The sequence below is a fragment of the Cytophagia bacterium CHB2 genome, from assembly GCA_030263535.1.
Classification (GTDB): domain Bacteria; phylum Zhuqueibacterota; class Zhuqueibacteria; order Zhuqueibacterales; family Zhuqueibacteraceae; genus Coneutiohabitans.
The window spans coordinates 16,821-41,223 of the sequence record SZPB01000010.1 but is presented as its reverse complement, the minus strand read 5'-3'; the positions used below and the strand labels follow the sequence as shown (position 1 = coordinate 41,223).

The window sequence follows — 24,403 nt, the reverse complement described above, 5'->3', positions numbered from 1 at the left end:
CGCGCCGGCGCCGAAGGCAGAGCAGGATTTCTGTGTAATTGTTCATGGCACATTTGATGAACAGCGTCTCAAAGATTATCTCAAACAAAAGAGCCTTGAAGAAAAACAGGAACTGCCCTGGCAGGAGGAAACGGTTGGCACGCATACAATTTATACTTCTGCCAAAGGCAGAGATAACCGGGCATGGTGTTTCGCCGACGCGAACACGTTATATGCCGGCGATCGTGATTGGATCGTGGCTCTGCTGCAAGGTGAGAAACCCGAGACGCGCGGTGTGCCGGCAAACATGCTTGCGGAATTGGAAAAGAAAGTGAGCTATGGCGATCAATTCTGGTTTGCAGTCGAGATTACGGAGGACATGAAAAAGGCGGGACACGTTCCCGAGGAATTGCGACAGCAATTCCCCAAGTTTGAGGATGTGAATGCCGTGGCGTTCTCAGCGCGAGTTGAAAAAGGCGTGACGTTCGCGGGTGAAATCGACTGCGGCAAGGCGGAGACCAGCAAGCTTTTGGTCGATTTAATGCGCGGCGGGTTGGCAGCGGCAAAACTTTCGGTCGCAGAGGATCGTCCGGCGGTTGATGCGTTGAACAGCATCAACATTGATCAAAAAGATCACAAAACTGTGGTGCGTGGCGAGTTGAGCGAGGATTTTTTCAAGAAGTTGCGTGAGCAAAAATTATTCATCTGGGATGAAAAATTCGCGCATCGCCGGCCGCGCGGCGAGATCTAACACTTTCGAATAACCATTGCTGAGGAACTCAACAAGGTTCTTCCTAGAAATTCTGATTGACAATGAGAAGGCCCGCGACGAAAACCTCGTCACGGGCCATTTTAATTTGTGCGGCCATCGTAGGGCAGAACTCTATTCTTGAGATATTGCGCGTGAAATTCCCTGGCCCTGGCGCGGTCAAGATTGGCGTAGCAATAAACACAACCGTGCGGACAGCTATCATAATAGCCTAAATCGCGGCTTTCGTAACAACCGCAATCGTCGCGCGTAGGTGTGGCCTTCAGCATGCGATAACGCTCAGGCGCAATTTGCCGGACGGTCTCGACATCAACACAATGCGCTTTCTCAACCTGTGGAATCTCACAAAGCTCATCCTGGCAACACGAATAAAGCTGCATGCCGTTCGCCGCGGCAAGTGCAACAAGCTGGCGCACAAGGTCAAGCCGTTCCTGCAACGCCGCATCACGAAAGGATATGCCATGCTGCCGGCTCGCCCGGGCTAAATTACGCTGCACCTTTTGGTACCAATTGACAAATGAAAAATAGCAACGTGCCGTGGCGCCGAGCAAGCGTTCCGCCAACTCGCCGAATTTCTGCACGTGATACTCTACTGGCGTCTGATCCGACAACACAATTGGATCATAACGCCAGAAAATTTGACCGGGATAACGCGCAGCGAGACGCTGAAACGTTGCGACAGCAAAATCAAGCGGTGGGTTATTGGTCTCCACTGTTTTGGGCAGGCCATTAATAGTAAAATGAAAATAGTACGCCCGGCCATAAAGCTGATCGAGCCGATCGAGATACTTTTCAAGCGGGTAAGGATTGCGCGTCCAAAAGACCAGGAACAACACATGCTCGGGCCGCAAAGAAAGGCGTACAGGCTTGAAGCTCATCGGATTGGGGTAGATGACTTCACCCCGCTCGACTTGCTGCATAAACCAATTGGCATAATAAGCCGGAATATCCGTGCGTCGCGAGACGGAGATGATGCGCGGCGTTGTGACCGTTCTCTTCGCCATGTTCATTTCGCCAACGGAACCTTCAATTCAAACCGCCAATCCGATTACAAAAGCCCGGACAGTGATTCACGACTGCCGCTCCGGCTCACTTGTCGAGCCTTCGACCGATAAAGGAATTTTGCTGCCTCGGCTGTTTGCGATTTAGTTAATAATCGCCTCAATTCTGCTCTCTGGAAAAATCCACCTTCGGCGCTTGCTGCGCTTCTGCCGAGGCTTCAAAATAAGGCTTTTGGTTGAACCCGAATATGCCGGCAATAATGTTGGTCGGAAACGTGCGCGCCGTGCTGTTGAAGCCCTGCACCGTTTCATTAAAACGCCGGCGCGCGGTGGTGATGCGATTCTCCGTGCCCTCGAGCTGTGTTTGCAAATCGAGGTAATTCTGGTTGGCTTTCAACTCGGGATACCGTTCCACAACCACGAGCAGCCGGCTCAATGCCGAAGTCAGGTTATCCTGCGCCTGCTGGAAGCGCTGAAAGGCCTGCGGATCATTCAATAACTTGTCGGCATCAACATTGATTTCCGGCCGGGTAGCGTTGGCGCGCGCTTCGATGACGCTCTCCAGCGTTTCCCGTTCGAAATCTGCCGCGCCTTTCACCGTTGCCACAAGATTCGGAATCAAATCCGCGCGGCGCTGATAGTTGTTTTGCACCTCCGCCCAGGACTGCTTCACGCCTTCATCGAGGCCTACCAACTTGTTATAGTTGCCGGAAAAAAAACTGTACAATAGAAAACCCAAAACCACAACAACGCCCAGGCCGATAAGAAACTTTTTACCCATTTTCCAATCCTCCTTCAAACAGTTGAGATGAAATTTACATCCGATCAATATAGTCAGAAAATTTTTCGATTTGAACGAGGTAATCCTCCGTCAATCGCCACAACTCTTCACGATACGGGCGGCTCTCGTGTTCATGCAAACGCAGCAGCGGCGCGATAAAACTCTCGTCCAAATTCGCCACACGCGCGACTTGCTGGAAAAGCTCCTTGCGTTTCACGGGAATCTCTTCATTCTTTAAGAACAAAAAGGCTTCGAAGAGCGCATACAAATCGCTAATTGAGCGGACCAGCAAATCGTGCAAAGCATTGCGCTCAGCGCCAACGCTCAAAAAACCTTTCCACAAATGAACCAACTTGCCCTTGATTTCACGCTCGAGTTGCAGCCGCACATGCTGAGGTGACGGAGCCAAATCCTGCAGCACGTCTTCGCCAAACAGAGCACGATGATGGCGTTGCAAACTCAGAATCTCGATGGGAAAGCTATCGAGTGAAGCGCGTAAGAAATCGCGCGTCAACACCAGCGGCGCGACCACGCCGTGCTGGCGCCATTTTTCGGTAAACGGAATAGCCGTGCGCAGCTTTTTCATGGCCTCCGGTTTGAGTATGACCAAAAAATTAATGTCCGAGCTTTGGCCGGAATATTCACCGCGCACGACGCTGCCATAAAGAATGATGGCCTCCAGCCCGCTGCCAAAAGCCGTTTGCCAATCGTTGATGTACTCCGCAAAAATCGTTTCCGGAGTAGCCGGCATTTTTTTCATGATTGTTCTTCTCTACTTTTGTCACGCCTCTTCGACCTATGTGGAGATTTGCGCGTACAACATCCTAAACTTGTAAAGCGTTCGACTTAAATAATCACGCTTCGATAAGCTAAGCCTGCGTTGCAACCAATCGTTTTCTTGGGCATTGCTTCGTTTTAAAAACTTCCTCCCGCCCCTCCCCCGCCGCTGCGGCCACCGCCGAAGCCGCCAAAACCGCCGCCTCCAAATCCACCACCGCCAAAGCCGCCCCCCCAACCTCCACCGCGATAACGCCCGCCGCCAAGCCCGCCGGAATACAACATCGGCCCGAGCAAACCGGAACGCGCAAGAATAATGAGAATCACGATGATGATGATCAGCGTTGTAACCGGGAACTCGCCCTCCTCTGGTCGCCGGCTTAAACGGGGTCGAATGGCGCCGGTGATTTCTACACCTGCATCCTCGGCAATTACGCCCACGATCACACGCACGCCTGCAAGCAAACCCGCGCCGAAATCATTGCGCTGCAGATCAGGCACCATATACTGCCGAAAAATTCGCCCCGCAGTAATATCCGGCAGAATACCCTCAAGGCCATAGCCGACTTCAATACGCGCTTTACGTTCCTGCACAGTCAAAAAAATCAAAACGCCGTTGTCTTTCCCCTTCTTGCCGATGCCCCATTTTTCGAACAGGCGGATGGCGTAATCGGTATAGTCGTAATCGCCGATGGAATCGATGGTAACAACCGTGACTTCCGCGCCGGTTTTCTGCTCGAGTTCTGTCGTTAATGTTGTGATTTGTGCTTCAATATCGTCCGGAATCACATGTGCAAAGTCATTCACAAAACCAACCGGCGCAGGGAAATTTTGCGCGCGCGCCGGCGCGCCTATCCACAACAGCCCCGCAATAACTAGGAAAATTTTGATTCGCATGTTCTCCCGCTTCACATCTCTCAGATGAATGTTATGAGCAATTCTAACCGTTCAGTCTTTTTCGGGCGTGGTTTATCGCTGTTATCTTGCGAAATTTTTGTCACGCGCTCAACGCCGTGTTGGATGCTTGGCATATAACGCCGCGCCACAAATTAAAAGCAAGCTTGGGTAATCGCTCGAGCGCATCGGAACATGTTATAGGATATTTTTGCGCTTCGTGAAATCTGGTCAAACTGAGCATGCTTTTGAAGAATCTCCTCGGGAAGTGGAAAACCGCGAGTCCGGACGGTTGTCAAGCAATTCGACGGATTGTAAGATGGGTATGGTGGATGACTTGTTCACATTGGCTGCGTGCAGATTACCATATCACCGCCAAAAAATCAAGCGGAAAAATATATGCCGGTTGCGATTGCGTTTCATTTTGCTTGCATCTTTGCCTTGCTGGAATTATCTATGGCCTCAACCAAATCAACTTCAGGGCAAAACTCGCATGCCACAAAAAAATTCTGATTCCGGCCGCGCCTGGGGCGAACAAAGCTCGCAAACATTCATCGATTATGGCAACTACTTTGTGCCGGAGCGTGAAGTTCAAATGCAAACTCTCGTTGCGTTGATTCCGCCGCGCATGCATACATTTCATGTTCTGGAGCTTTGCTGCGGCGAAGGTTTGCTAGCTGAAGCCGTACTGCAACGCTTCACGACAAGTATCGTACACGGCTTCGATGGTTCACGTGAAATGCTGAACAAGGCGCTGAGCCGCCTCGCCCGTTTTGGTGAACGGTTTGATACGGCTCACTTCGATCTGGCTGCTTCCGATTGGCGCAAATTGCCGTATCCAGTTCACGCCGTGCTCTCCTCGCTGGCCATTCATCATTTGGACGGCAATCAAAAACTTCAGCTCTGTTGCGATATATTTGAACTGTTGGAATCAGAGGGTGTATTTCTTATTGCAGATGTGGTTCAGCCCGCGCATGCTCAGGGTGTAGCCGTTGCTGCGGAAGCCTGGGATGAGGCAACGCGCCAACGCGCGCTATATCTCGATGGCGATCTGCGCGCATTCGAGTATTTTCAGCAGAGCGAGTGGAACATGTACCGCCATCCGGATGGCATCGACAAACCTTCGGGTCTCTTCGAGCAATTGCAATGGCTGGCGCAAGCGGGGTTTGTAGATATCGATGTCTACTGGATGAAAGCCGGGCATGCCATTTTCGGCGGGCGAAAAGCATGACCATTTTGCAAGCATTTCGAAAAGGAGGCAGCCTGTGAGAATCAAATCCTGGCAATCTTACCTCGTTTTTTACACGCTTCTGTTAGGCGCGGCGTTCTTGGCGGTAAATTTCAGTCAACCCAAAACAAAAGATGAAAAACGTATCGCGCCGTTGTTCAAAGATCTCGGCAATCATCATCATGCCATCACCACCAAGTCGCCATTGGCGCAAAAATATTTTGATCAGGGCCTGATTTTAACGTATGCCTTCAATCATCCTGAAGCTATTCGTTCTTTTAAGGAAGCGGTGAGACTCGATTCGACCTGTGCCATGGCCTATTGGGGAATCGCGTTGGCGCTTGGCCCGAATATCAACTCCTCAATGGATCCCGGCGTCATACCGGAGGCTTACGCGATGGCACAAAAAGCCAACTTACTTGCAGCGCAAGTCAGCGAGAACGAGCGCGGCTACATTCAAGCGCTGGCGCAACGCTATTCACTCGATTCCACCATTGCGCGCGAAACTCTCGATCTCGCCTACGCCAACGCCATGCGCGAGTTTTCACAAAAATTTCCGGATGATCTCGATGCGGCAACGCTGTTTGCTGAAGCCTTGATGGATTTGAATCCCTGGAATCATTGGGATAAAGAGGGCCGGCCCGATGTTGATACACCGGAAATCGTTACAACGCTTGAAGCGGTGCTCCGCCGCAATCCCAATCATCCGGGCGCAAATCATTACTACATTCACGCTGTTGAGGCTTCGCCGCATCCTGAAAAGGCGCTGGCATGCGCTGATCGCCTGGGTAGCATTTCACCGGGTGCGGGACATCTTGTGCATATGCCGGCGCACATTTACATGCGCACCGGACGCTATTACGAGGCTTCGTTAGCGAACGAGGCCGCTGCTAAAGCCGATGAATCCTATATCACGCAATGCAACCGGCAGGGTTTCTACCCAGCCATGTACTATCCGCATAACATTCATTTCTTATGGGCCTCGGCTAGCATGGAAGGCCGCAGCACGGTTGCCATCGACGCCGCACGCAAACTCGTTGCCAGCATTCCCCTGCAACGCTTTCGAGAGTTTTCTTTTTTAGAAGCATTCCTACCGACGCCGTTATTCGCGCTCGCGCGTTTCAGCAAGTGGCATGAGATTCTGGCAGAGCCTAAACCCGCACCCGAGTTTAAATACACAACAGCCATCTGGCATTATGTGCGCGGGCTTGTTTTTGCGAGTCAAGGCAAAGCAGATGAAGCAGCAGCGGAACAGGCGCAATTGCTCGCGCTTGCACAAAATGATACGATCAAAAATCTCATTCTCTTTGGCGGCTCAAATGCCGCCGCGCTGCTCGATATTGCCAATCATACACTTGCAGGAGAAGTTGCAGGCGCACGCGGGCAGATCGATGAGATGATTCGTGAACTGTGGCAAGCAGCAAAGCTGCAAGATGCGCTGCCCTACATCGAGCCTCCGCCGTGGTATTTGCACATCCGGCAAGTGATCGGCCAGGCTCTGCTCAAAGCAAAGCGTCCCGCCGAAGCTGAAACAACTTTTCGTGAGGATTTAGAACAAAATCCTTTTAATGGCTGGTCGCTGCAGGGACTTGAGCAAAGCTTGCGCCTGCAGGGAAAAAGAGAAGAGGCTGATGGCGTGCAAGAACAATTCAAACAAGCCTGGAGCCGGGCCGACGTCACCGCCGCCTATCTCAGCTCATGCTGCTCGTCAGACAAGCCCAAATAATGAATCACGCTTCTTGTTTTTAACAATGCGCATCGAGACGCCGGAAATTTGATTGCCAAGGGAAAATATTGCGGGGAGTCATCAAACAATTGGTGAGAGTACAGATCAACACCATCACAACACGAAGACTGGGGCATTGTTATTGTACCAACCAACAACAATGTGTTTTATCTTGGGATTGAGGAAGTTATTGTTTATGAAATGAGGTAGGTTTTTGCCAAAGCGCCAAAATGCGCCAGTTGCTGATTTTCCCAAGCTTCATCATAGCCCAGCTCACTTGCCATCAACTTGGCAACTTGCGGTGCAATGGCGAGGCTGGCTTTGGCATCCAGAAGCAATGCACGCGTACGCCGTGACAACACGTCTTCAAGCGTGCAAGCCATCTCATGACGCACGGCCCAGATGATTTCGCCGGCAGAATACGGCAAGTTCGGATGAAGACGCGCACGGAAAGTCGATCGTTCCTGCAGCAATCGTTCTAAAGCCGCCGCGTCAGCGCCATAAACATGCCACGGCGCGACGCTTTCTTCAGCCGGTTGCCAACCGTGCAAACGCAGATGTTCCGTCATCGAGGGTTTTTCCGGCAAATCCGCCAAAACCGCTGCTTGATTCACCGTGTCTTCCGCCATTCTGCGATACGTTGTCCATTTCCCGCCGGTGATGGTGAGCAAACCGGAAGATGAAATCATCAGCGTATGATCGCGCGACAGCGCCGAGGTTGATTCGCTGTGATTTGCTTTGACCAGCGGCCGCAATCCGGCAAAAACGCTCAAAACGTCTTGCGATGTTGGATCCTTGGTGAGATAGCGCGCCGCATGCTTGAGTAGAAATTCAATCTCCTCGGCGAGAGGTTTTGGCTCTTCCTGAATCTCATCAACCGGCGTATCCGTGGTGCCGACGAGTGTACGATCGTGCCAGGGAATGGCAAAGAGCACGCGGCCATCGTCCGTGTGCGGCACCATGATCGCATGCTCTCCCGCCAAAAAAGATTTATCCAATACGAGATGAATACCCTGACTTGGCGCTATGATCGCGGCTGCGTCGTCATCATCCATGCGCCGGATCACGTCGCAGAATACGCCCGTGGCATTGATTACGACACGGCTCTGCAACTCGAATATATCTCCTGTCAGAATATTCTCGGCGCGCACGCCTGTCACCAAATCACCTTCTTTGAGCAACGAAAGAACTTTCATGTAATTCATCGCCGTCGCGCCAAGATCGACTGCGGTCTGCGCCAGGCAAATGGCCAACCGGGCGTCATCGAACTGGCCGTCATAATAAATGACGCCGCCTTTGAGACCCTCCGGTTCGAGCGTCGGCAGGCGTTGCAGCGTTTCTTCGCGTGAAAGAATTTGCGAGGGCCCTAATCCCAATTTGCCGGCGAGTATGTCGTAAAGCTTCAAACCGATGCCGTAAAACGGGCCTTCCCACCAATCATACAACGGCACCACAAAGGCGAGATGATGCACAAGATGCGGGGCATTCTGGATCAACAGCCCGCGCTCGCGCAGCGCTTCGAGCACGAGTGTGATGTTACCCTGCTTAAGATAACGCACGCCGCCGTGAATCAGTTTTGTGCTGCGACTCGAGGTGCCTTGCGCGAAATCGCCTTGTTCGAGCAAAAGCGTTTTATAGCCGCGCGCTGCTGCTTCCACTGCGGCGCCCAAGCCCGTTGCCCCGCCGCCAATGATGATCATATCCCACCGGGTCGAAGAGGATTGCACCCTCTTGAGCATTTCTTGACGCTTCATCACATTCTCTTCAAATAGTCGAAAAAACCGCTTCCAACTGGTCCAATCCCGATTGCAGCAAAAAACCAGGATTGCGGCCATAACTTTTGACACCGACGATGAACAAATTCGGTTCGCCGCTTTGCAAATCTTTAGGATGGATTTCGATCTTCGCCAAACAATCCGTGATATTCGAGAGCGCTTTATACAAACCACGCGAACCTTCGGTAATGTTTGAGACTTCCACTGCTGTTTCGCGCAGCATCTCAAGGTTCGGTCGATATCCCGTCAGCGAAATAACTTCATCCACCTCGATGATTTCAACGCTTTTCCAAACTTTAAGCGCGACCTTAAGCGAAGCGGATTCGGCATTGCCGGCGCGTTGAAATTCTTCCACGGTTGCCCGGCGCAAAATTTTTAAATTTGCCGGCGGGCGAGCAGCCAGCGCATTGGCGGCATCAACAATGGCCGCACGTTCAGCAAGCGGATCATCTGGAACCTCGGGCACAGGTTTCGTGCGATCCGAGCGCACAGCCCAAACGACTTGCGTGGCAGCCTCGCGCTGCAACAATTCGTGGAATGCCACAATGGTGTTAGCCGCAGAATGGCCGTTACCCAGCACTAATATGCGTTTGCCCGTGAAGCGTTCCGCTTGCTGCATCAGATTCGGCGGATGGCGAATGATACGATCGTTGATACTCCGCTCGCCGAGAGCGGGCATGCCGGCGGCGCCGCTCCAGTTCCCCAGGCCAAAAACACCGCTGGCGTCGAACACATAATCGGCTTGATAAACCTGCTCACGGCCTTCACGGTCTTCTGCGAGAATTCTAAAGCCGCGCTCTGCGCGCAAGGGATGATTCGGCAATCCCATTTTTCCCAAACCGATGCGCGCCATTGCTGTGACGCGTTGACCAGTGATGATTTTGTTTTTCAGAATTTCCGCTTGCGCCAGCGGCTCTAACACGGTTTTGACGAATTCATTTCCGGTCTGAATCGTCTCCCCTTTTGGCAATTTGTCGCCCAAAATTTCTTTCGCGCGACTGGAAAGATTCATTGCGAGCGGCGAAAACATGCGGATGTGTCCCCATTGCCGGATATGCTCGCCGACGCGGCCCGCTTCGAGTACGATCGTTTCGAAACCGCGATCAATCAAGAGCAACGCGGTTTCCAAGCCCATGGGGCCGGCGCCGATTACCACAGCGCGCCGCGGTTTGGTCGAAGCCATCATAAATTCACTCTACTTTTCGGTGGAAGCCTTGCCAATGGTGGGTTGATGTCTCTAAGAATCAGACAGTCATTTGACCATCCAGCCGGCAGTTACTCGTCTCGGGCCTGCACATTCAACGATTGAATATGATGCACCAACGAAGTACCCGCACGCAGCGAAGCGCCGACATGAACTGCTTCCGCCATTTGCTCAGGTGTTGCGCCTTCTTTTTGCGAGCCTGTGGTCCAGGCATCAATGCAATAGGGACATTGCAAGACGTGTGCAACCGACAAGGCGATCAAGGCCTTGGTCTTCTTATCCAGCGCGCCGTCTTGATGGCACTCGTTATACCAGTCCAACCACATTTTAAACAATTTGGGCTGCGGGCCGCCAACTTCACCGAAACGCGCCAAATCTTCGCTCAAATAATAACTGGGCATGAAAGACTCCAAATGAATTTGATAACATCGTTAGAATTACACGATTCATTGCACTATCAAGACGAACTAATATTTTCCTCGTTTACGTTCTTTGCCCGGAAGAATTTCGAGGCACGTCGTCCACCAGCCACTCAAGACGGTTTCGATGAATTCTTGCGGAAGCTTTTCTTCCCTCATCTCAGCGGCCAGGCGTTGATGATCATACGCGAGCGGGCGATATTCAACTTTCAATTCCGGCGTAAATTCAACCACAGTGTACCAAACGTTGGTGTGGCCATCATTCTCGGGTCGGCCAATAACGCCAACATTCGCGAAGAGTTTTCCCTCGGGCGTGCAACGCTGCCATTTGATGCCGGTATGCGTGGCAAGAATTACGTCGGCATCGTAATCCACAAAAAGCTTTTGCAAAAAATGCGTGGGCGTGGCAGACTCCCACAAAAATTCGTTGGTTTTGCGCGGCGAACCGTGGCAGAGCAAAACGCGGTTGCCAAAAGATTCAAATCGAATAACCGGCGGCAACGCGCGTTGAAACGATTTGAACTCCTGCGAGGTGTTGGCCAGGGTATAATCATAACTGATTTGAGCAAAGTAATTGTCGCGCGGATCGGTATACCCGCATTGGCAATCATTCAAATCATTGCCGATACTGTTGTCATAATTGCCCTGCACCACTTGTACGCGGCCTTCGACCAAGAGCGGATACACGCGATTCGGATGCGGTCCAAACGCGCCGAGATCCCCCAAACAAAAAATGGCGTCATGTTTGATGCCATTTGTTTCACGTAACAAAGCTGCAAGCGCCAGATAATTATTGTAAACGCCCCCAAAAACAATAATACGGCTATAGTTGGTTACGCCGAGATTCATGTTGGTTATTCATCAAATTATGCGTCACGTATCCCGCCCCACGGAAAAATTGCTGCAAATGGCGCCGCTGAGATAACACGTATAACAAGCCTGGTGGCGCAACGGATACGGATGAAAAGCCTCTGCGAGCGACTCTCCTAGGTTGGCATCGGGCTTCTCGATCAGGATCGGGCAAACATAAACGCCGCGATCTGTCGCCACGCGGCTGTTGCTGCAAAGCAATAGCCGTTTATCATAACCTTCCATCATTTCCGGCGTCACCCATTCCGCCGGCGTATAGCGGCGTTCCCGTTCGGCTTCGCGGCCAATGCGCAATTGCGGCATGATCTTGAGACGCGGACGCGTATATCCGATTTTTTTTAGGGCTTCTTGAAAGCCGCTAAGCACACGTTCATGTTCGTGCTCAGGCCAGCTTTGCATGCAGGTGATGATGGGAAGAAATCCGGCTTGCACGAGGTGTTTTATACCATTCATGGCGCGCAGGAATGTGCCTTTGCCTCGAATCGGATCGTTTGTTGCGGCATCAAAGCCATCCAGGCTGATGCGAAGTTCAAGAGTGTAGGAACTTTGATGAGATAAGCCCCACAGCGTTTGGGCAAGTTGGGGAGAGATCAACAGGCCATTGGAAAGCACGCTCGCCGGGCCCAGGGCAAGAGTATCTTGCAGAATCGCGATCATGTCACGATTCATGAACGGTTCGCCGCCGGTAAAATAATACTCTTTCACGCCGTATCGTATGGATTCTTCGAGATACCGGCGAACCAGAGCGTGCGACATAAATCCAAATGCATGGTTTTTCGGGCTGCAACTGATGAAGCAATGTGTACACCATAAATTGCATATCGTGCCACTGACCTGGAACCACAATGCGTCCAATTCATACAGCGGCACTTTCGGCACAAATGCCTGCGGTTGAACAAATTCGGACGGAACAATCGCCATCGTCTTCCCTTCAACGTGTTTCACATTTTCCACATATGCACGGCTGTGCATATATGAAACCGCAATCTATCGTAAGATATTCCCGTTTGCAAGGGAAAATTACCGTCCGCGATCTGGTTAGACGCCAATCAAAACGAGAGGCCGATCTCGGCCTGGAATAAAGAGTTTCGAACCGTATCTATTCCAAGCGTGCAGCGCTATTTAACCAAATGATACTCCTCCTGCCGGCGCAACACCCATGTGATTTTGCCCTCGCCATCAATCACCGCATCTTCTTCCTGGCCCACCCACAGCTTTTGCCCGCCCCATTCCGGCACTTCCGTCGTTGCCGATAATTCGATCGAATGCCACGTGTTCGGCAATAGCAAAACATCGCCGCGGCCGGGCACGCCTTCCTGCCTGTCCCACAATCCGACCAACGGTCCGGCGCCATGACCATGATCTCCAATGGGATGCGTGTAGACCGTGCCGGCAATGCCCGCGTTTTTCACTGCCGCCAATGTATTTGCCAAAATCTCATTGCCGCTTTGCCCCGGACGCATGCGCTCCATCAACAGGTCTTGCATGCGATTGGCATTGCGCAAGGCTTGCTGAATGCCCGCAGGCGGTTGCTTCTCACCGGAGCGTAAAACATAACCCATGTGTTGCGTATCCGTGTTTAATCCCATTGCCGTAATGCCAAAATCAACGTGCAACACATCGCCACGTTGAATGACAACGCCCTCTTTCTCTGCCAACAGACTTTCACGCGGCTTACCTTGGCGTTGCACCGTGACCGAGGGATGAAACCACACACCGAGGCCCATGCCATTCACCTCATGCCGCAGCCACCACACCACGTCTTCACTCGTGGTTTTGCCGGGCGTGATCACTTCGTTCGAAAAAGCGCGCGTGATGAGAGCATGCACGATCGTCATCATGTCGCGATAAATCGGCAGCATTTCCGGAAGGCGAATGGCGATATAATCGAGCGGCAGCAAGTCGGTGCGCACCAGCCGGCTCGTCCATTTTTCGCCGAGCGCCTTTTCAAGCGCTTCTTTTTCACTCGCGGATAAGCCGTCGGAAAACGCATGCGTAGCGGAAACGTTGATCCCGATCGTCGCCGGTTGGCGATCATCGATCAACTTGCGCAGCAACGCCCATTGGCCGCCTCCCCACAGCTCGCGGTTTTCAATATCAGGATCGCGATAAACCGTGTAAATGCCGCCTTGCGAGCCGCCGCCGAGCGCGAGTCTTTCAACGCCTAATTGTTCGCCGCGATCATGAAAGACGTAAATCGTACGCCGCCGCGCGGCAAACGTGGTGGGCGCAACCAGCGAAAAGAAAACCGGTTCTTCATTGTATTCCCGGCAGATCACCAGCCACATCTCGATGCCATGACGCCGCATCAACTGCGGCAGCACGCGCTCCAACCTGAGCTTGAGCCATTCTTGCTGAATACTCGCCTGCTGCCGCAATGCGCCAAGAAAGGGCAAACCATTTTGGGCGTTCGCTTCACGAATTAACGCCAGGGCAAGCAATAGCTGCAAACATACCATGAAAGGCTTCACTTTCAGCATGGCGGACTCCTTTGATTATTCGGTGATCAACATCTTGCGTGTTTGCAAAAGACCTTGGCTTTGACCTGTAGAAGCGCTCCTCGTGCGCATTGTGTAAAAATAAACACCCGGTGCAAAGTTCGCAACAGACAAACGACGTTGATGGGAGCCGCGTGCTTGCGCAAGCTCGGTCAACCTTGCCACCTCCTGCCCCAGGAGATTGTGCACGGCAATGTTAACCGAGGAGGCTTCACTCAATTCATATCCAATCACGGTTTCATGATTTCCGGAAACGGCGCTCAAGGAAATCGGGTTCGGATAATTCTGATAGAGTCGAAACGAAAAAACGGGAGCATGCGGTTGCACGACATCAGAAATCTGATCGCCGATCAACGGCCGTTCCCACACGCCGTTGCCGTGCGTCGCAACACGAATGGCGCGATTACTCGGCGAGATCGATAAATCCATCACCAGCGCTGTGGGCATGCCCTCCTGCCAGGCCTGCCAATTGTCGCCGCCATCCAACGAAACATAAACGCCGAGATCATTGCCGAAATAAATATGATGAGGAAACCGTGGATCGACGGTAACCGCCGAAGACGGAACATCGGGCAAACCGGCGCCGATATCAACCCAACTCAGTCCAGCATCATTTGATTTAAACAAATGCGAGGAGCCGAAGCCGGAGAACACGACATGCACATTGCGCGAGTCATTGGGATCGACGGCAATATCCATCGGATAACGATCCGGCAAGTTGGAGGTAAGGTCCTCCCAACTCGCGCCGCCGTTGATCGTGCGAAAAACATGCGCACGGCTGTTGATCGGCGAGGTGGCAGCATAAACCGTGTCGGCATTTGTCGCGGACATTGCCAGTGACAACACTGGATTATTATCAAGCGTGAAATTATTGTTCGTCGCCGTCCAAAAGCCTGCTGCGTTGGTGGTTTTATACACACGCGATGTTCCGGCATACAAAATGTTGCTGTTGGAAGGCGAAACGACATATGGCGCGACAAATCCGGCGCCGCTGCGATTGATACCGCTGGTCACGCTGTACCACGAGCTTTCATGGCCGCGATTAGTGGATTTGAAGATATTGAGATTTTGTGCTTCGCCGTACATCACATTATGATCGAAAGGATCGATCGCAGTCCAACAACCATCGCCGCCGATTACGCGCCGCCAGGCGTCCGTGCCTTCATAAATCACAGTTGAGTTGTCTTGCAAGCCGCCGATGGCCAGCGTAGAGTCTGAAGTCGCACTCGAAAAGCCGTTATAGAATTGCGTCGTGGCATAGCCGCCGTTCAACCCCTCAAATGTTTCACCGCCGTCTGTGGTGCGAAACACGCCGCCATCATTCGTGAAGTAGATGATGTCAGGACTAAACGGATCGCCAGCCACGGCATGATGATCCGCGTGCGAATAATGTGGCGGACCTTCAGGGCCGCCCACCGGCACCACGCCGAACTGCCACGCGGCCCAATCCGATTTTTTTGTGAACGTCACACCGCCGTTGGTGGATTTCCACAAATCAATGCCGCCGGCAATGATGAAATCAGGATCGGTGGGATGCACCCAGATGAAATGCGAATACCAGCCTTGATATTGCGCAATATCCAACGTTGTAACCCGCCTCCAACTATCGCCGCCATCGTCGCTGCGATAAATGCCGACTGTTCGAAAATCATTCGCCACGTCGGCATATATGATTCGGGGATTCGCTTGATGAATGTCAATAATGGTTTTGCCGGTATAATTTATCGGCAAGCCATTGGTGAGTTGCTGCCAATTCAGGCCGGCATCAGTTGAGCGATAGACTGCCGCACCCGGGCTGCCCAATCCGCCGCACGATGCAAAGACAATATCCGGGTTTTGCGGATTAATATCGATATCCATCACCATCAAAACGCCATGAACCTGCGTCCACGAAGCGCCGGCATTGATTGACTTGTATGTGCCTTCCGTTGTGCCGGCATAAATAATGTTTGAATTCTGCGGGCTGATTGCCAGCGCTTGCACGCCGCGCTTTTGATCATAACTCCAATCAAGACTCTTCGACCACGTCGCGCCACCGTCATTGGTTTTGAGAATACCAATGCCATAACTGCCGCGCGTCGTGCGAATCGTCACGCCGCCGGTGGCATCTTGATAGCCGTAGACTTCGCCCGTGCCGATATAAATTTTGTTGGTGTCGCCAGGATCGATGGCAATCGCGCCGACGCCCAACACCGGAAAGCCGGTATCGACATACTCCCATGCTTCCACGCCTACGCCGGCTGTGAAGCTGCGCCAGAGTCCGCCGCTGGCCGCGCCCACATAAATCGTGTTCGGATTCTGCGGATTAATGGCGATCGCATTGGTACGGCCGCCGACATTCTTGGGTCCGAGCAGTTTCCATTTCGTGGCGTTGCTTTTTTGCAGGCTTTGCTTTTGCAAAGTTGTTTGAGAAAATTCATGGGCGCGATAAAAGCCGCCGCCGGAAATGATTTTGTCCGGATACGCCCGCGCAGCAGCAAAGAAATTCAACGCATGCATCGCACCGGGAGGAAGCTTTTTGCGCGGAGGTGGCGGCGCTTTGGCTTCTTGACTGAGATGCGCGGCAATCTGAAATCCAACAATCAAAACGGCGAAGCGAAAGGCAGCGCTAAAAAAGGAAACCTGGCGAGTTTTCATACTCCCTCGGAATTGTAATTCAACCCAGCGTTCTTGAGTATTTGCGAAGAGTGTGATTTTTTTCACGAGGACGCAATAGAAATGTGTCGAGTGGCTGAGTTTCGAGCATGCCGCACGGAGCCAGTGATCATTCACGCATCCACAACACCAAAAATCTTGTTGCTTTTCCTGCGGTTTATTTCTAAAGTGCCGCGTGATCTTTAAGCACACCCGGTTAGTTTCATTGTGATCATTTGAGCCTGCTGCAATGACGACAATTCAACTCAACGTCCCAAAACCGATTGCACAATTACACCCAAAAATCCGGGAAAAAGTGATGCTGCAATCCCTGCGCGACTCGCTGAACCGCTTGATCTCCGAGGAGCGTGAAGAGCTAAAAGACGTCAAGCTTAGAATGCGCCGTTTCGAACGAAAGTACAAAACGAGCTTTAATGCCTTTGAAAAAAAAATACCGGCTGCCGGGAATTACAAAATTCATGAGGATTACGGCGAATGGTCTTACTTGCATCAACGGTCGCAGGCAATCATGCAGAATATCAAAGATTATGAACACGCCTATGGGGCGCTTTAAATGAAGCACGGCACGCTGCGGCGGCTCCAAAAAACTGAGCGGAATAAAATCAGTTTCGTTTCGGTTTGTTAGTGAAATTCTGCGACTTTTTCTTACAAACACTCTCCCATGTCAATACTCGATCCCTTCAAACGCGTGCAGCGCCTGCGGCAAGCTGATCCCAAACGCCGTCCGGATACTGATTTGCGCGAGCGCATTCCGCCGGGCCAATATCGCACTGAAAAATTTCCGGTTTTAACTTATGGCGAAACGCCAGTTGTCGATCTCAAGACTTGGCGATTAAAAGTGTGGGGATTGGTGGAAAATCCGTTCACGCTCTCCTGAGAAGAGTTGCAAGGCTTGCCGCGCAAAAAGATTCACGTTGATATTCACTGCGTCACGCGCTGGAGCTTGCTGGATTCAGAATGGGAAGGTGTGCCATTCACGGCAATTGCCGAGCGCGCCAAGCCTTTGCCGTCGGCGCTCGCCGTGATGCAGCATTCCTACGGCGGCTATACCACAAATATGCTGATCGAAGAGATGTATGAGGACGAGGTGATTCTTGCGGATATGTTCGGCGGCAAGCCGTTGGAGCGCGATCACGGCGGCCCGCTGCGGCTGGTGGTTCCAAAACTTTATTTTTGGAAAAGCGCGAAATGGCTCAACGGCCTGGAGTTCATCGATCGCAATGCGCCGGGGTTTTGGGAACGTTACGGTTATCACATGCACGGCGATCCCTGGGCGGAAGAACGGTTTGGATGATTGAATTGATCCGTTGCGATCGCAAAGGTATTCGAAATATCGAATACCCTTTTATTTTCGTTGTATGATCAGTCGCGCCGCAATCACGCCCAACAAGACCATCCCCATCAAACCTGCCCACCAATCGCCAAACCGCGCGTAAACCGTCGGCGGCATTTCCATCAGTGGAACTTTGGCAGCAAAGAATGCCGCTTCATCAAAAGCTGTTCGGTTGGTGATTTCCCCAGTCGGCAAAATCAGAGCTGAGATGCCGGTATTCGTGCTGCGCACCTGCGCCATGCGCGCCTCGACGCAGCGCAATTGCGAAAGCGCCAAATGCTGCTCCGGCTCTTGATATTGGCTGTACCAACTGTCGTTTGTGACATTTAAAATGATATTGGCGTTTTGTTGATCGTAAACCCGCATGTAATGCGGCGAAAGCGCTTCATAGCAAATCAGCGGCGCGGCTTTGAAATCGCCATAGGCCATGATTTCCGGTCCCGGACCGGCGCCAAAACTCGAAATCGCCGGAATTAGATTTTTTAGTGAGGGGAAAATATCCGAAAACGGCATGTATTCACCGAATGCAAGCAGAATGTGTTTTTTATAAATCGCCACGGGATCGATTTTTCCCGGCGCCGTCATGCTCATCGAGTTGTAGATTTTGTAAACCGGCTTACGCTCACGCACATACCCACCGGTAACAATGGGCGCGCCGGCTTTCTCGGCAAGATTCGCAAGCTCTTGATGCGCGGCATGAAACTCCGGAAACGGATAAGGATATCCTCCTTCGGGCCATAACACCAGATCAAGCTTCTCTTGCTGACCATTGAGAAGTTGAAGCGTCAAATCGCGATGCACTTCAAAAAACTTATCGACCGTGGCGGCGTCGCCATATTGCGCTTGCAAACGTTCGTAATTGCCAAGATTTCCCTGCACGACGCCAACATTCTTGCTCACCGCCTCCCGCATGTGTTGTTCGACCTGCTGTAAACGCAGGCTGCCATAAACAAAGCTAAACAGCAAAACGGCAACACCTAATCCGATCGTGATGATTTTTTCAGAATCATTGAACACCGTTTGAGGATTTTGGTCCAATCGTGCTTGTAGCCAGGGTTCGATAAGCGCATAGATCGCATAGTTCACCCACAGAATCTGAGTCGTCAGCAATATCGGGCCGCCCAAATCTGCGATTTGGATTAAGGGGATAACTTGATAGATGGCGTTGCCGGCATACCAATAGAACAATTTTGGAAAAAAACTTTCGACGATCACGAAAACGGCGGTGACCCAAAGCGCCTGCCATTTCAGCGAGAGGAACTTGCGGCCGAAGGCAACAATGCCGCCGGCAACAGCAAGATTGATACTGCCCACCGAGGCATACAGCAAAACAATGGGCACGGCCAACCACCACGGCAATCCGCCAAAAACCATAGCGGTGTGCGCAATCCAAAAAAAGCCGCCGAGCGTCATCACGAACGAAAAGAGCCAGGTGTACTTCAACGTCTCTTTGACGCCCGAGCAATGATTGAGCAGCCAGAAGTAGGGAATATAGGCAAAGGCAACGAGAATTGTCCAATTGATGGCAGGATAAGAAAGAAAACCCAGGCACCCGCCGATTACTGCCGCAAAAATTTTGAGATGTTTCATTGCAGGAGAATGTGGCGTCGCAAGATGAAGTTGAGTCGCCGTTGCCGGGGAACGTGGCCGCATTGTCATCGTCCCCGCCAGCGTTCGATTTCACGGCGCGATTTTTTGGTGGGACGGCCTTTTTCGGGTTTAGGCAGACGCCGCGCGGATTCTGACATTAGTTTCATCAACTCTCTGGTTTCAGGCGATAATTCGGGTGTGGTTTCGTGATACACAAGTTTCGCGTCTTTCGCGGATAATCCGCGCGTCGGAATTTCCTTGATTTCGAGGGTGCGGTAGTGGTTCAAAACTTTGACAATCAAAACATCACCGGGCTTTACGGATTTTGAAGCTTTCGCGACAAGATCGTTCACCTTGATGCGCCCCAGTTCACACTCCCGCGCCGCTTCGTCGCGGCTGCGAAAGATGCGCGCCGCCTTCAGCCATTTGTCGAGGCGCATTTCGTGCGTGGCATGCGCAGTTTGTGCCGTGGTGTTCTTCATTGCAGGCAAATCAGGCCTTGCTTTCGAACCAAGTTTGTTGGATCTGCTTAACCCTCCGCATGCGCATTTGATGGCGAGCCTCCTCCCATTCCACCTGGCCCTGCCAATATATTTCCAAAAAGTTGCGCTTTAATTCTCTGTCTTCCTCACTGAGAAACTCCGGATTGAAGAATTGTTCCTCCAATGGAACCATTTCGCGCCGTTTCGTGAATTCCGTCAGAGCCTGGGAAATGTCCAAATCGGCGGGAATACACGGCGAACTTAACATCGCTTCGAGCTGTTCCAGACGAGCGCTGATATTCTTGATATCCGGCAAAAACTTTTCTTCAAGCTGTGCGAGAAGCGTAACAACTTCAGCACGAGAGATATTTGCGCGCGGCTTTGGGTTCTGTTTATCCACTGACATGACAGCTCCTCCTTCGAGATCTAAAGTTTAATTCTGAATATACAAAACTTGCCGCCTGCATCAGCCCGGTTTCGCTTCCAGCGTCTCGACGCGTTGTTCCAATCGATCATGATCCTGGCGCAACTGAGCCAAGTCACCGTTCACGAGATCGACCGATGATTCCAAACGGACAATTTCATCGCCCTGCCGCGAGACTTTACTGTTTGTTTCTGCCTGGGCTTCATCTAAAGCGATTTGTGCACGCTTTCTTGCATTATTGATCATTTTGGATATTTCGCCGGTAATTTCGTTGATCGTTCTTCCAAAAGTAAGAATGTTGGACCTGGTGTATTCGTCAAGGCTTGTGAGTTTTGCCTCGACGTTGTCAATTCTCGCATTGACTTCTTTGAAACCGGTTTGCATTTCACTGCGAAGCTGATCGTTTCCAGATCGCATTTCAGTGCGAAGCTGATCGTTTCCGGACTGCATTTCAGCACGAAGTTGCTCGTTGGTTTGCTTGAATCCGGCTTCCATGTCACTGCGAAGCTGATCAATTTTTTGAATGATCAAATTCGTCGCTGATTGGCGAGCCGCCGTTTTCTTTTTGGGTTTGCCGGGCATATCGTCCTCCCACGGTTTAAAATAGTTTGAGTTGTTGGTCCGCTACTTTATCAACATTCTTTTTGGGCTTTGCCTGCCAATGCTCATAAGCTTTGAGCTGTTCTTCGATATCGGCCAAAAATGGGGAGGCGGGATGTTGCCGGGTTTTGCCGAACAGCATGCGCCGCGCCGCGCGAACGAGATAAAGCCGCTCTTTCGCGCGCGTCATACCAACATAAAACAATCGGCGTTCTTCCGCAAGATCGCCCTGCAAATTTTCCAATCGCATCGGCGTCAAACCTTCTTCGCAACCGGCGATAAAAACCACAGGGAATTCCAATCCTTTGGCCGCATGCAGCGTCATCACTGAAATTTTTTCGGCGCGCGCATCGATTTGATCCGCTTCGTTCTGCAATGCCAACACATCAAGTAAGGTACGCGGGGTGGAATGCCAGCGCGAGAGATTCACAATTCTGCCCCAATTCTCCCAGCATTTCTGTTTCGATGCAACGGTTGCTCGAACGTGGTCACTTGCCAAGAAATTCTCTAATGCACGCACCAGCCCGTGTTCATTCAAATCCCTTTTGAAAATTTCAATTGCAGCCAAGGTTCGTTGCAGCGCTTCTCCCTGCTTCACCTGTAGATTTTGCCGATCAATAAACTGTGCAATCGACTCGACTCGAAGCTGCGGCAATGTTGCAAAAAAGCTTGCGGCGGTTTTAGCCGTGCTTTCGCCAAAGCCGGGTGTTGCGAGCATCAAATAATCCGCTAAATGCCGTGGCTCGAGATAGAAACCCGCGGCCAGACGAATAAGCCCCAGCAACTCCGGAACGCCATCACGCTGCGCCAAAGGCGTTTCACTCGAAATTTGATACGGCATGCCGGAACGTTGCAGCGCCTCCTCCAGCGGCCCCCGCATCGCATTCAATCGATACAGAATGGCAAAGTCGCCAAAGCTGAACTTTCCTTCGCGCTCGTGTTCCACCCGTCCCGAATCTTGCGAGAACATGCTCGTGCCACCCACCAGTTTTTCAATTTGATGAACGAGGTATTCCGCCTCGGCATGCTCGGTGGGCGCCGCATAGATCGTGACATTACCGGCGAGCAGCGAAGCAGGCAAAAGCGGCAGCGCCGCACTTTGCTCACCTGCGGCAATGACCTGGCCGGAAGCCGAAAGAATATTCGCGCCGGAGCGATAGTTCTCTTCCAAACGCAGCATCACAGCGCCGGGAAAATCTTGCGTGAAGCGGTTAAAATATCCCGTTTCCGAACCGCGAAAGCCGTAGATCGCTTGATTGGGATCGCCGATTGCGGTCAAACGGGCATCGGCATGTACCAACAGTTTCAGCAGGCGATGCTGTGCTGGATTGAGATCTTGATATTCATCAACAAAAATCCAGGCTAACCGCTGATGTAATTCATGTTGAATCGCAGCATTGTTTTCCAGCAATTGGATTGCTTGCAACAATAGATCATCGAAATCCCAAAATCTTTGCCGGCGTAATGCTTCATCGTAACGTTGACGCTTTGCTGCATGTTTTTCCGAGGTGAGTGGAGATAGAATTGCCTTTTGATAGGATATTTCTTCCACCCAAGCGGATCGTTCTGCTGTGGTCACTTCCGGCCACAGCTCTTTCACCATTTCTTTTTTTTGTGCGTCATTTATGATTTCGAAATCTGCTTGATCGCCGCCGTACCGGCGCAACAAAGCAAGGCAAAACGCATGAAACGTTCCAACTTCGATGAGCACGGCCATTTCTTGCAACCGATCATGCAAGCGTTGGCGCATTTCTTCAGCAGCCTTATTCGTAAATGTGATGGCAAGCATACTCTCCGGCCGCTCGCCGGACTGCACCAAATGAATGGCGCGATGCACGAGCGTATGCGTTTTGCCAGTTCCCGGGCCAGCGACGATGATCAAATGGCCATGTTCGTGCACGACAGCTTTGCGCTGCGAAGGATTCAGGCTATCAAAAGTCGGGGCAGTAGATTCAACGACGCTCTGCTCAGGCTCGCGCGAGCCGGCTTGACTTTGCTTGGCGCCTCGCGTGATGCCGCCATTTTTTGATTCCGTTTCATCCAAAGTCGCTTCTAACTCCGTTTCCACGAGGCTGGTTTGCCGCAGAAAATCTTTGCGTTCTTCCGGCGTGAAGAGATGAATCGTGCCATATTCGCCGTCATAGCCGGCAGCGATTTTGACTTCGCCGCTGCGCATGCGGCGAATCCCTTCAGCAACGACCGGGCCTGCGTTCTTCGTGATATCCTCAATCGAGGCATCCTGCAAGATATAAAGCTCGTTGCCGAGTTGTTTGAGCATGCGCATAAAAACTTGATCGACGTTTTTGGTTCCGGCTTTCTTGCCATGCGCCTCAGCAATGACTTCCGGCAGCGGGATGAGATTGGTGTAAGGCCGCCAGCGCGGGGATTTCTCGCCCTCGGGCCGGTCTGCCAATGCTTCCACACGCGCCATGACGCCAACCGTCACGGGTTTGCCGCACACCGGACAATTGCCTTCATGCTCTGCGGTTTCGCGCGGATGCAAACGCATACGGCAGGCGCGATGGCCGTCGTAATGATACTTGCCTTCCTCCGGAAAGAATTCAATGGTGCCAAGAAAACCCTTGTCATCATAATCTTCCCAGGCGCGATACATCGCGGGATAAGAAAGCTCGGTATCAAACAAATTTGCTTCGCGCGCGAGTTTCGGCGGTGAATGCGCATCCGAATTTGAAATCAAAACAAAACGGTCAAGTTGTTTGAGACGCCAATTCATCGTGGGGTCGGAAGAAAGCCCGGTCTCGACCGCGAAAATATGCGGCGTGAGATCAGCAAAGCAATCATCAATGGAATCAAAACCGCCTTTGGAACCGAGCACGGCAAACCAGGGCGTCCAGATATGCGCGGGAATCAAAAACGCCAAGGGATCAGAGTGCAAAACGATTTCAAGAAGATCGCGCGAATCCAAACCGAGAATCGGGCGGCCGTCGGAACGAATGTTGCCAATGGTTTCAAGCTTGGCCTGGATCTTCAGAGCCGCTTCGAAACTCGGCGCAAAAACGACGTTGTGAATTTTGCGGACTTTATCGAGACGTTTGTAGATGTTGGAAATCTCTGCGGTGAGCATAAAACGCACTTCGGCAACACAGGCGTGGGGAACTGCCGCCTGCGTTTTGATGCGATATTCATTTTTAAGTCGAAAGAGGCCGGGTTCGGCAGGCTCGAGTTTTTCACGCAATTCATTCAGCCAGCCGGGATGCACAAAATCTCCGGTGCCGACCACGGTGATGCCTTTGAATTGCGCCCATTGACTGAGATATTCGAGATTAAGCTGTTTGCTCGTTGCGCGAGAATAGTGAGAATGCAAATGCAGGTCGGCGTAAAATTTCATGAATTGTTTCTCAAGGCTCTAATCGGGCTCAGAGGGTTTTCCACTTTGG

The 24,403-nt window shown here is 51.8% G+C and carries 17 protein-coding genes and 3 pseudogenes; 4 read left to right on the top strand and 16 right to left on the bottom strand.

What is annotated here, in order from left to right; translation table 11 throughout:
* Positions 1-831: 831 nt before the first annotated feature.
* The 4 genes from FBQ85_02365 to FBQ85_02350 form a co-directional block, all read right to left on the bottom strand.
* Positions 832-1,758 carry a DUF1848 domain-containing protein gene (locus FBQ85_02365; protein ID MDL1874006.1) on the bottom strand — a complete coding sequence of 309 codons (927 nt, stop codon included), beginning with the start codon at positions 1,756-1,758 and terminating at the stop codon, positions 832-834.
* Positions 1,759-1,909: 151 nt separating this feature from the next.
* Entirely contained in the window at positions 1,910-2,530 is a 621-nt protein-coding gene (locus tag FBQ85_02360) for a LemA family protein (GenBank protein MDL1874005.1), read from the bottom strand.
* 34 nt (positions 2,531-2,564) lie between these two features.
* Positions 2,565-3,290: a nucleotidyltransferase domain-containing protein gene (locus FBQ85_02355; protein MDL1874004.1), complete on the bottom strand. Its 726-nt coding sequence runs from the start codon at positions 3,288-3,290 to the stop codon at positions 2,565-2,567.
* Between the two features lie 155 nt (positions 3,291-3,445).
* Positions 3,446-4,204, bottom strand: a complete 759-nt coding sequence (locus tag FBQ85_02350; GenBank protein ID MDL1874003.1) for a TPM domain-containing protein — start codon at positions 4,202-4,204, stop codon at positions 3,446-3,448.
* A gap of 217 nt (positions 4,205-4,421) precedes the next feature.
* Here FBQ85_02350 and FBQ85_02345 point away from each other — a divergent pair, with 217 nt between their 5' ends.
* Positions 4,422-5,432 (top strand): class I SAM-dependent methyltransferase, encoded by a 1,011-nt coding sequence (locus FBQ85_02345; protein MDL1874002.1) that lies wholly within the window; start codon positions 4,422-4,424, stop codon positions 5,430-5,432.
* A 34-nt stretch (positions 5,433-5,466) separates the two neighbouring features.
* The gene (locus FBQ85_02340) at positions 5,467-7,155 is read left to right on the top strand and encodes a hypothetical protein (protein MDL1874001.1); all 1,689 of its coding nucleotides are present in this window, start codon (positions 5,467-5,469) and stop codon (positions 7,153-7,155) included.
* A 194-nt stretch (positions 7,156-7,349) separates the two neighbouring features.
* Here the strand turns inward: FBQ85_02340 and FBQ85_02335 are convergent, their stop codons facing one another.
* The 7 genes and pseudogenes from FBQ85_02335 to FBQ85_02305 form a co-directional block, all read right to left on the bottom strand.
* Positions 7,350-8,909: a glycerol-3-phosphate dehydrogenase/oxidase gene (locus FBQ85_02335; GenBank protein MDL1874000.1), complete on the bottom strand. Its 1,560-nt coding sequence runs from the start codon at positions 8,907-8,909 to the stop codon at positions 7,350-7,352.
* Between the two features lie 10 nt (positions 8,910-8,919).
* Positions 8,920-10,116 carry a hypothetical protein gene (locus FBQ85_02330; protein MDL1873999.1) on the bottom strand — a complete coding sequence of 399 codons (1,197 nt, stop codon included), beginning with the start codon at positions 10,114-10,116 and terminating at the stop codon, positions 8,920-8,922.
* A gap of 89 nt (positions 10,117-10,205) precedes the next feature.
* A complete protein-coding gene (locus FBQ85_02325) occupies positions 10,206-10,535 on the bottom strand; it encodes a 4-carboxymuconolactone decarboxylase (GenBank protein MDL1873998.1) in 330 nt (109 codons plus the stop codon).
* Between the two features lie 66 nt (positions 10,536-10,601).
* On the bottom strand, positions 10,602-11,402 hold the full coding sequence (locus FBQ85_02320) for a metallophosphoesterase family protein (GenBank protein ID MDL1873997.1): 801 nt from the start codon (positions 11,400-11,402) through the stop codon (positions 10,602-10,604).
* Positions 11,403-11,426: 24 nt separating this feature from the next.
* Positions 11,427-12,344 carry a radical SAM protein gene (locus FBQ85_02315; protein ID MDL1873996.1) on the bottom strand — a complete coding sequence of 306 codons (918 nt, stop codon included), beginning with the start codon at positions 12,342-12,344 and terminating at the stop codon, positions 11,427-11,429.
* Positions 12,345-12,541: 197 nt separating this feature from the next.
* A pseudogene (locus FBQ85_02310) lies at positions 12,542-13,933 on the bottom strand (M24 family metallopeptidase).
* 45 nt (positions 13,934-13,978) lie between these two features.
* Positions 13,979-16,558, bottom strand: a pseudogene (locus FBQ85_02305) (T9SS type A sorting domain-containing protein).
* A 247-nt stretch (positions 16,559-16,805) separates the two neighbouring features.
* On the opposite strand from FBQ85_02305, the gene FBQ85_02300 reads away from it, so the two are divergent.
* Positions 16,806-17,129, top strand: a complete 324-nt coding sequence (locus FBQ85_02300) for a hypothetical protein (GenBank protein MDL1873995.1) — start codon at positions 16,806-16,808, stop codon at positions 17,127-17,129.
* Positions 17,130-17,237: 108 nt separating this feature from the next.
* Positions 17,238-17,870 (top strand): annotated as a pseudogene (locus FBQ85_02295) (sulfite oxidase-like oxidoreductase).
* Positions 17,871-17,921: 51 nt separating this feature from the next.
* On the opposite strand, the gene lnt reads toward FBQ85_02295, so the two are convergent.
* The 5 genes from lnt to FBQ85_02270 all read right to left on the bottom strand — a co-directional run bounded on the left by lnt (position 17,922) and on the right by FBQ85_02270 (position 24,354).
* Positions 17,922-19,568: an apolipoprotein N-acyltransferase gene (gene lnt, locus FBQ85_02290; GenBank protein MDL1873994.1), complete on the bottom strand. Its 1,647-nt coding sequence runs from the start codon at positions 19,566-19,568 to the stop codon at positions 17,922-17,924.
* Positions 19,565-19,981, bottom strand: a complete 417-nt coding sequence (locus FBQ85_02285) for an RNA-binding S4 domain-containing protein (protein MDL1873993.1) — start codon at positions 19,979-19,981, stop codon at positions 19,565-19,567. The genes lnt and FBQ85_02285 overlap by 4 nt, the downstream gene beginning before the upstream one ends.
* A 10-nt stretch (positions 19,982-19,991) precedes the next feature.
* On the bottom strand, positions 19,992-20,387 hold the full coding sequence (locus FBQ85_02280) for a hypothetical protein (GenBank protein MDL1873992.1): 396 nt from the start codon (positions 20,385-20,387) through the stop codon (positions 19,992-19,994).
* A gap of 60 nt (positions 20,388-20,447) precedes the next feature.
* Entirely contained in the window at positions 20,448-20,936 is a 489-nt protein-coding gene (locus tag FBQ85_02275) for a hypothetical protein (GenBank protein MDL1873991.1), read from the bottom strand.
* A gap of 67 nt (positions 20,937-21,003) precedes the next feature.
* On the bottom strand, positions 21,004-24,354 hold the full coding sequence (locus FBQ85_02270) for a hypothetical protein (GenBank protein MDL1873990.1): 3,351 nt from the start codon (positions 24,352-24,354) through the stop codon (positions 21,004-21,006).
* Positions 24,355-24,403 lie beyond the last annotated feature (49 nt).